Genomic DNA, 9,314 nt, shown 5'->3' with positions numbered 1-9,314 from the left:
GAAGGGCTCCGAACGCCCGCCCGCGCCGGAAACCGTCAGCCCTTGGCGGCGGCGACGGCGGCGTTCACCGCCGGCGAGGCCTCCGCGCCGGTGCCGTCGCCCGGCTGGGGGTGGACGCAGTGCCAGCGGTGGCCGCCCGCCCCGTCCGTGGCCGCCGGGAAGACCGTCTCGCAGGCGTCGTCCGCCTTCCAGCAGCGGGTGCGGAACGGACAGCCGGAGGGCGGGTTGGTGGCCGAGGGGACCGGACCGTGCAGCACGATGCGCTCGGGGCGCTCCAGCAGGCTGGGCGTGGCGGACAACAGGGCCTCGGTGTACGGGTGGCGCGGGGCCCCGGTGACCTGCGCGGCCCCGCCCTCCTCGACGACCCGCCCCAGGTACAGCACCGCGATGCGGTCGGCCAGGTACCGCACCGTCTGCACGTCGTGCGAGATGAACACCATGCCGAGGCCCAGGCGCGCCCGCAGGTCCACCAGCAGGTTGAGGACCTGAGCGCGCACCGACACGTCCAGGGCGCTGGTCGGCTCGTCGGCGACGATCAGCTCCGGCTCCAGGGCGAGGGCCCGGGCGATGGCGACCCGCTGGCGCTGCCCGCCGGAGAGCTGTCCGGGCAGCGCCTCCAGCGTGTGGCCGGGCAGGCCGACCAGGTCGAGCAGCTCCTCGACGCGGCTCTCCCGCTCGGCGCGGGTGCCCCGGCGGTGCACGTCGAGCGGGTCGCGCAGGATCTGCCGGACGGACAACCGGGGGTTCAGCGCGGTGGACGGGTCCTGGAAGACGACACCGACGGCCTGGCCGAACCGCTCACGGCGGTCGGCGGCGGTCATGCCCCACAGGTCCTCGCCGCGGAAGTGCACCTGGCCCTCGGTCGGCCGCTGCAGGCCGGTCACCACGCGGGCCAGCGTGGACTTGCCGCAGCCCGACTCGCCGACCAGGCCCAGGATTTCCCCGCGCCGCACCTCCAGGGTGGCATCGGTCAGGGCGTGCACGGCGTCCCGGCGGAAGAGCCCGCCGCTGCGCGCCTTGTGCCGGACGTGGACGCGGTCGAGCCGGATGAGGGGGTCCATGGCGGTGTCCTTCGGGGCGGTCATCGGGCGCTCTCCAGCGGCTTCGCCGGCCGCCGAGCGGGCGCCGGGTGGTGGCAGGCGAACCGGTGGTCCCCGGCGTCGCCGCGGTCGGCGGCGGGCGGCGGGGTGGTGGCGCACAGGTCGGTGGCGGCGGCGCAGCGGGACGCGAACCGGCAGCCGGCGCCGAACGCCCGGGGCGCGGGCACGACACCGCGGATCTGGTGCAGCCGCTCCGTGCCGGCCTCCAGGGAGACGACCGAGCCGAGCAGGCCGCGGCTGTAGTGGTGGGCGGGGTCGGTGAGCAGGGCGCGGGTGTCGCCGGCCTCGGCGACCTGCCCCGCGTACATCACCGCCACCCGGTGGGCCAGGTCGCCGACCAGGGCGAGGTCGTGCGAGACCAGGACCATCGCGAAGCCGAGCTCGTCGCGCAGCTCGATCAGCAGCTCGACGACCTGCGCCTGCACGGTCACGTCCAGCGCGGTCGTCGGCTCGTCGGCGATGAGCAGCCGGGGGCTGCGGGAGAGGGCCATGGCGATGAGCACGCGCTGGCGCTGGCCGCCGGAGAGCTCGTGGGGGTAGCTGCGCAGGGTGCGTTCGGGGGACAGGCCGACCAGCTCGAGCAGCTCGGCGGGGGGCCTCGTGCCGCCGCGGGAGGTGAGCCGCTTGAGCTGGGTGCCGATCAGCACCGACGGGTTGAGCGAGGACATGGCGTCCTGGTAGACCATGGCGATCTCCGGACCCATCAGCGCGCGGCGCTCCTTGGGCGGCAGCTTCAGCAGGTCCCGGCCCCGGTAGAGGATCTCGCCCTCTGCCTCGGCGTTGCGGGCCAGCAGGCCCATGACGGCCAGGCTGGTGACGGACTTCCCGCAGCCGGACTCCCCGACCAGACCGAGGGTCTCGCCCTCACGGACGGTGAAGGAGATGCCGTCGACCACCCGGGTGTCGCCGTAACGGTCGGGGAAGCGGATCGTCAGGTCGCGGACCACCAGCAGCTCGGGGGCGTCTTCGGGCAGCGGCGGGACGGCCGGTTCGGTGGCCTCGAGCCGGACCGCGAGCTCGGCGAGCGCGGCATCGACCTCGGCGCCCTCGGCGACGGGGGCGGCGACGACGTCCTTGTCGGGACCCGCCCCGCCCGCGCGGGCCTTGTCCGGGGAGGCCGCGGCGTCCGTCATGCCCTCGGAGAGGACGTTCAGGGCGAGCACGGTGACCAGCAGGCACAGACCGGGGAAGAGGGTCGCCCACCAGCCGCCGGACAGCAGGATCTGCCGGCCGTAGGCCAGCACGCTGCCCCAGCTCGGATCCGGGTCCTGCACCCCGGCGCCGATGAACGACAGGCTGGCCTCGAAGATGATCGAGTCGGCCACCATGACGGTCGCGAACACCAGCACCGGAGCCGCGCAGTTGACGGCGACGTGCCGGGCCACGATGTAGCCGCGGCGGGCGCCGATCACCTGCTCGGCGGCGACGTAGTCCTCGCCGTACTGCTCCAGCACGTTGGCCCGCACCACGCGCGCCAGCGAGGGCGAGTAGACGAACGCGATGGTGAAGATGATGACCGGGACGCTGGGCCCGAAGACGGCCACCAGGACGGCGGCCAGGGCGATCGGCGGGAACGACATGACGACGTCCAGCGAGCGCATCACCGCCTCGTCGGCGAACTTGCGCGAGGTGGCGGCCAGGGCGCCCAGGCAGGAGCCGGCGACCAGGGCCAGCAGGGTCGCGCCGAGGCCGATCACCAGGGAGTAGCGCGCGCCGTGCACCACGCGGGCGAAGACGTCGCGGCCGGCCCGGTCGGTGCCGAACCAGTGTTCGGCGCCCGGCGGCTGTGCGGGAGCGCCGGTGGCGAGCGGGTCCTGGGTGAGCAGCGGGGCGAACACCGCGCCCAGCGCGACCACGACGAGGATCACCAGGGCGATCCGTGAGGGCGCCTGCAGGCGGCGCAGGCGGGTGCCGGGTGACAGCCGCTCGGCGAGGGATCGGGGGGCGAACATCACACCGTCCTGATACGCGGGTTGACGAGCAGGTAGAGCAGGTCGACGACGACGTTGACCACGAGGAAGGCGACCGCGATGGTCAGCACGGTGCCCTGGACGAGTGCGACGTCGCCTCCGGTGACGCCCTCGAGGATCAGCTTGCCCATGCCGGGCAGGTCGAAGATCGCCTCGATGACCACGGCGCCGCTGAGCATGTAGCCGACCTTGACGCCGAGCACCGTCAGCGGCGTGATCAGCGAGTTGCGCAGCACCGACCGGATGATCAGGAACGGCGGCAGCCCGCTGCCCCGGGCCGTGCGCACGTAGTCCCGGTCGAGCTCGGAGACCATCGCGGTGCGCACCAGGCGGGCCAGCGAGGCGGCGACCGGCAGGGCGAGCGCGACGGCGGGCAGGGTCATGCCGCGCAGCCAGCCGCCGAAGGAATCGGCCGGGTTGACGTAGCCGCCGGTCGGGAAGACCGGCGTGTTGAGCGCGAACTGCTGGATGAGCAGCACACCCAGCCAGAACGAGGGCAGGGCGATGCCGACCATCGACAGCACCCGGAAGACCTGGTCGGGCCAGCGGTCCCGGTACACGGCGCTGACCACGCCCAGGACCAGGGCGAGCACGACGGCCAGCGCGAGACCCAGCAGCGTCAGCTGGAGGGTGAGCGGGAACGCGGTGGCGATCCGGTCGGCGACCGGCTGGCTGGGCGGCACGGTGACACCGAGGTCCCCGCGCACCAGATCGCCCAGGAAGGCGAAGTACCGCACCGGCAGCGGGTCGTCGAGGCCGTGCGCGGCGGCGAACGCGGCGCGGGCCTCGGCGCTCGCGGAGTCGCCGAGCGCGTTGTACGCGGGGTCGGCCGGTGAGAACTGCAGGACCACGAAGACCAGCAGCGCGATGCCGAGGACCATCACCGGCATCATCGCGACGCGGCGCAGCGCGAGCCGGAGAAAAGCAACCATCGTGAGGTTCCTAGAGATCGGGGCGACGGCCGCCGCCGTCCGCGGGGACGGCGGCGGCCCGGTGTCCGGACGGACGAGGTCAGGCGCGACCGACGTCGACGAAGGACAGACCGGTGGTGGGCAGCGGCTCGAAGCCGGTGAGGGCGCCCTTGCGCCAGGCGGTGGGCAACTTGCGGTGGAGGACCGGGTACAGGGCCGCCTCCTCGGCGACCAGGTCGGTGACCTCGCCCCACAGCTCCTTGCGCCGGGCCTCGTCCGCCTCCCGGGCGGCCTCGTCGAGCAGCGCCTTGACCTTCTTGTAGGCGGCCGAGCCGGTCCAGCCGTAACGGTTCTCCGGCCAGAAGCCGTAGTAGAACCAGCGCAGCAGCAGGTCCGCGTCGTTGCCGAAGACCGACGGGTCGCCCGGCGCGGCCAGCACCTCGAAGTCGCCCTTGTCGACCTTGGCGTACTGGGCGGGGGACTGGGCGATGTCGAGCTTCACCTCGATGCCGGCCGCCGCCCAGCTCTCCTTGATCAGCGGGGCGATGTCCTTGACCCAGCCGGTGTCGGTGACCAGCAGGGTGAAGGACAGCTTCTTCACGCCCGCCTCCTCCAGCAGCTTCTTCGCCTTCGCCGGGTCGTGGCCGTAGACGGTGGCCGCCTCGTGGTAGTCCGGGTGGGTGTCGGGCACGTAGCCGGTGGCGGACTCGGCGTGGCCCAGCAGCGCGGTGGAGATGACCTTCTCGGTGTCCAGTGCGTAGTGCAGCGCCTGGCGCACCCGCTTGTCGGCGAAACGCTCGTCCTTGCAGTTGAACATCAGGAAGAGCAGCCCGAAGGACTGGACCGACTCCACCGTGTCGGCACCGGTGAAGCCCTTCAGGTCGATGTAGGGCACGTCCTCGATGGCCTGGACCCGGCCCGAGCGCAGCGCGCTCACCCGGGCCGACGGGTCGGACATCAGGTGCCAGGTCATCTTCCGGACCTTGGCGGGGTGGGGGCCGTTGTACTTGTCGTAGGCCTCCATGACGATCTTGTCCTCGCGAACCGCCGACACGAAGCGGAAGGGACCCGAGCCGACCGGCTCGGCGTCGAAGGCCTTGGCGTCGGCGCCGGCGATCTTCTTGGGGACGATGCGCACCACGGATATGCGCGAGGGGAAGAGCGCGAAGGGGTGCTTCAGCTTGAACTCGACCGTGGACGCGTCGACCGCCACCACCTGGTCGATGAACGGCACGAACTGGGCCATCAGCGAGGCGTTCTTCGGGTCGAGAACGCGCTCGAAGCTGAAGACCACGTCCTCCGCGGTGACGGGGGAGCCGTCGTGGAAGGTCGCGCCCTCGCGCAGGGTGGCGCGGTAGGTGGTCGCGTTGATCTTCTTGGGCATCTCGGTGGCCAGCGTCGGCCGGGCCACCAGCGTGGCCGGGTCGAGGTCCACCAGGCCCTCGAAGATGTGCATGTTCGCGGCGTACGGGGTCGCGCCCGAGGTGATCATCGGGTCGAAGCCGGTGGAGAGCGGGTAGGACAGGCCCGCCTCCAGTGTGTCGGCGCCCCTGCCGGAGGCGGAGGAGCCCTCGGCGGTGCTGCCCGGGCCCCCGCAGGCGGACAGGCCGGCCGTGATCGCGGTCGCCGCGCCGATGGCGCCGGTGAGTCTGAGGAAGGCGCGGCGGTCGACGCCGGCAGTGCTGCGCGGGGACAAGGTTCCTCCAGGCGGGAGACATGACGGGCGAATCAGGAAGGATCGGGGTAGCGGACGGCGTCTTCGGTGAATGCATCAGACGTCTGATGTCCGACCCTTGATAGCGTGGGAACGTAGCCCGACAGTGGAGAGGGGTCAAGAGGTGGCGGTGGGACAAGGAGCTGTCCGACGCGTGGAGCCGGAGCCGAGACCGGCGCGTCAGCCGTTGCGACAGGAGGTCGTGGACGGCATCAAGGCCTACATCCTGCGCAACCAGCTGCGCCCGGGAGATCCGCTGCCGACCGAGCCGGCCCTGTGCGAGGCGCTGGGCGCCAGCCGGTCCAGCGTGCGGGAGGCCATCAGGATCCTGACCGCGCTGGACATCGTCGAGGTGCGGCACGGTCACGGCACGTATGTGGGAAGGCTGAGCCTCTCCGCGCTGGTCGAGAGCCTGACCTTCCGCGGCCTGCTCAGCCCCGACGACGACTTCCAGGTGCTGTCCGATCTCGTCGAGGTCCGCGAGCTGTTCGAACGCGGCATGGCGGAACGGCTCGTGGAGTCGCTCACCGACGAGCAGATCGACCGGCTGGAAGGCCACGTCGACGAGATGCGCCGGGCCGGAGCGGGGGAGGGGCAGGGCTTCGTCGTGGCCGACCGCGCTTTCCACACCCTGCTCCTCGCCCCCCTCGGCAACGACCTCATCGGGCAGCTGTCCACGGCGTTCTGGGACGTGTACGTCATCGTCGCGCCACATCTGGACGTCTTCACCCATGAGCACGAAGTGGCCACCATCGCCCACCATAAGCGCATAGTGGACGCCGTCCGGGACCGGGACCCGGTGCGGTTCGCCGCCGCGCTGACCGACCACTACGCGCCGGTCCGGCAGCGCATCGCGGAGGCCCGCGCCCGCCGCTGACCGGGTGTTTCCTCCGGTGGGGCCGGTCCGGACACGGGCCGGCCCCACCGTCGTCCCAAGTCGCGGGGGCGGGGCGGCACTTCGCCCGCGACGGCCGTGGCGCCCGGCCGCGGCGGCGACGGTTCCCCGCCCGTGGCGACCGCGGGACCCCGCTCTTGACGACCGCCTTGTGGATCTCTAAGGTCCTCAAACAGCAGACATCAGACGTCTGTTCTTCTGTCATCGACTGCACCGACCGGGGCGGCCTCTCATGCCACTGACGGACCTCACCCTCGCCGAGTGCCTCGCGCTGCGGCCCGAACTCGACGAACCCGCCGACCTCGGCGCGTTCTGGGACCTGACGCTGCGGGAGGCCCGCGCGGCCGGCGGCACCCCCCGCTGGACACCCGTGGACACCGGCCTCACCCAGGTGACCACCTTCGACGTCGCGGTGCCCGGCTTCGCCGGCGAGACCGTCCGGGGATGGCTGCACCTGCCCACCGGCGCCGGCCTCCCGCTCGGCTGCGTCGTGGAGTTCCTCGGCTACGGCCGGGGGCGGGGCCTGGCGCACGAGCAGGTGCTGTGGGCCAACGCCGGCTACGCGCACCTCGTCATGGACACCCGCGGCCAGGGCTGGTCCACGGCCGGGGGCGACACCCCCGACACGGCCACCCTCAACGGCGAGGTCCCCGGCTTCCTCACCCGCGGCGTGGAGGACCCCCACGACCTCTACTACCGGCGGCTGTTCACGGATGCCGTGCGGTTCGTCGAGGCGGCCCGTGAACACCCGGCCGTGGACCCCGACCGGATCGTGGTCACCGGGCACAGCCAGGGCGGAGGCATCTCGCTCGCGGTGGCCGCGCTCGTCCCCGGCCTGGCCGGCGTCATGCCCGACGTCCCCTTCCTGTGCGACATCCGGCGCGGGGCGCAGATCGCCGGGGAACCGCCGTACACCGAGATCGCGGAGTACCTGAGCCTGCACCGCGACCGCGCCGGCACCGTCCTCGGCTCGCTGTCCTACGTCGACGCCGCGGTGCTGGCCTCCCGCGCCACCGCGCCCGCGTTCTTCTCCGTCGCCATGATGGACGCCGTCTGCCCGCCCTCCACCTGCTTCGCGGCCTACCACCGCTACGGCGGTCCGAAGGACCTGAGGGTCTACGAGTTCAACGGCCACGAGGGCGGCGGCGGTCACCACCGGCGCGCCCAACTCGCCTGGGTGAAGGAGCTGTTCTCCGCCTCCTGAGCCCCAGGCCACGGTGTTCCACCGCTCCGCGCACGTCCCGACCGTCCGACCGCACTCCCGAGAAGAGGCACGTCCATGCAACGCAAAGTCTCCCTGGTCCTCGGCACCGCCTGTCTGACCCTGCTCGGCCTCACCACCGGCGCCCACGGCGCCCCCGCGCAGAGCGGCGCCGTCGCCGCGGCCGCCCTCACCTCGCAGGACATCGCCACCGCGGGCACCGGCTCGCCCTACTACCGCATCCCCGCCCTGACCCGGACCACCAAGGGCACCCTGATCGCCGCCTACGACGCCCGCCCCACCCTCGGCGACCTCCCCGGCAACCTCGGCGTCGTCATGCGGCGCAGCACCGACGGCGGCGCCACCTGGCAGGCGCAGCAGGTCGTGCGCAAGGACGCCGCGCCCAAGGGGTACGGCGACCCCAGCCTCCTCGTCGACCGGGTGACGGGCCGGATCTTCGTCTTCTACGCGGCCTCCGTGAACCAGGGCTTCTTCGGCTCGGCGACCGGCAACGACGAGAGCGACCCGAACGTCCTGCAGGCCGACTACAGCTACTCCGACGACGACGGCCTGACCTGGAAGCACGAGCGCATCACCGCCGAGATCAAGAACCCGGCCTGGGCGGGCATGTTCGCCGCCTCCGGCGAGGGCATCCAGCTGCGGCAAGGCGCCCACAAGGGCCGGCTGATCCAGCAGTACGCCATCAGGAACAACGGCGCCAACTACGCGGTCAGCGCCTACAGCGACGACCACGGCGCCACCTGGAGGATGGGCACCCCCGTCGGACCGGGCGGCGACGAGAACAAGACGGTCGAGCTCTCCGACGGACGCGTCATGCTCAACAACCGCTCCGCGCCCTACCGCACGGTCGCCCACTCCTCGGACGGCGGCGTCACCTACACGCCCTTCCAGCGCGACACCGAACTGCCCGACCCCGCCAACAACGGCTCCGTCATCCGGTTCGCGCCGGACGCGGCTCCCTCGCACCCGCGGGCCTCCTGGCTGCTGTTCAGCAACACGGCCACCACCAACAGCCGCAGCAACCTGACCGTCCGCCTGTCCTGCGACAACGGGCAGAACTGGCCGGTGCGCAAGGTGGTCGAGGCCGGCTCCGCCGCCTACTCGACGCTCACCCCGCTCGGCGACGGCATGGGCAACGCCCGGGTCGGCCTGTTGTGGGAGCGCGCCAACCACCAGCACATCACCTACTCGTCCTTCGACCTCGCCTGGCTCGGCGGGGTCTGCGCCCCGGTCACCGTCACCCCGCCCGCCGCTCTGCCCGCGGGCCGCACCACCGAGGTCACCGTCCGCGTCGTCAGCCAGAACGACGTCGACCTCCCGACCGGCGCGGTCTCGCTCAAGCTGCCCTCCGGCTGGAGCGCCCCCTCCGTCACCATGCCCGCGCTCAAGCCGGGCCAGGGCGCCAACGTCAAGATCCCCGTCACCGTCCCGGCCGGCACCGCCGCCGGCAACGTGGCGGTCACCGCGGACTACCAGGTCCGCGGCACCCAGCACTCCTACGG

The 9,314-nt window shown here is 72.5% G+C and carries 7 protein-coding genes; 3 read left to right on the top strand and 4 right to left on the bottom strand.

From position 1 onward, the window contains the following. Positions 1-35 precede the first annotated feature (35 nt). The 4 genes from ACOV8S_RS23660 to ACOV8S_RS23645 form a co-directional block, all read right to left on the bottom strand. Entirely contained in the window at positions 36-1,085 is a 1,050-nt protein-coding gene (locus ACOV8S_RS23660) for an ABC transporter ATP-binding protein (protein ID WP_448320087.1), read from the bottom strand. Next, positions 1,082-3,052 carry a dipeptide/oligopeptide/nickel ABC transporter permease/ATP-binding protein gene (locus ACOV8S_RS23655; protein ID WP_448320085.1) on the bottom strand — a complete coding sequence of 657 codons (1,971 nt, stop codon included), beginning with the start codon at positions 3,050-3,052 and terminating at the stop codon, positions 1,082-1,084. Before ACOV8S_RS23655 ends, ACOV8S_RS23660 begins: the two co-directional genes overlap by 4 nt. After that, positions 3,052-4,002, bottom strand: a complete 951-nt coding sequence (locus tag ACOV8S_RS23650) for an ABC transporter permease (protein WP_448320083.1) — start codon at positions 4,000-4,002, stop codon at positions 3,052-3,054. Before ACOV8S_RS23650 ends, ACOV8S_RS23655 begins: the two co-directional genes overlap by 1 nt. 79 nt (positions 4,003-4,081) lie before the next feature. After that, a complete protein-coding gene (locus ACOV8S_RS23645; RefSeq protein WP_448320082.1) occupies positions 4,082-5,677 on the bottom strand; it encodes an ABC transporter substrate-binding protein in 1,596 nt (531 codons plus the stop codon). Between the two features lie 142 nt (positions 5,678-5,819). Here ACOV8S_RS23645 and ACOV8S_RS23640 point away from each other — a divergent pair, with 142 nt between their 5' ends. The 3 genes from ACOV8S_RS23640 to ACOV8S_RS23630 all read left to right on the top strand — a co-directional run. After that, positions 5,820-6,572 carry a FadR/GntR family transcriptional regulator gene (locus ACOV8S_RS23640; protein WP_448320080.1) on the top strand — a complete coding sequence of 251 codons (753 nt, stop codon included), beginning with the start codon at positions 5,820-5,822 and terminating at the stop codon, positions 6,570-6,572. Positions 6,573-6,822: 250 nt separating this feature from the next. Further along, on the top strand, positions 6,823-7,794 hold the full coding sequence (locus ACOV8S_RS23635) for an acetylxylan esterase (RefSeq protein WP_448320078.1): 972 nt from the start codon (positions 6,823-6,825) through the stop codon (positions 7,792-7,794). A 75-nt stretch (positions 7,795-7,869) separates the two neighbouring features. Further along, positions 7,870-9,314: exo-alpha-sialidase (locus ACOV8S_RS23630; RefSeq protein ID WP_448320076.1), on the top strand; the 1,445-nt coding region annotated here is incomplete at its 3' end.

The sequence above is a fragment of the Streptomyces sp. CO7 genome, assembly GCF_053474865.1.
The sequence above is the reverse complement of the archived record's forward strand: the minus strand, read 5'-3'. Positions and strand labels throughout refer to the sequence as shown.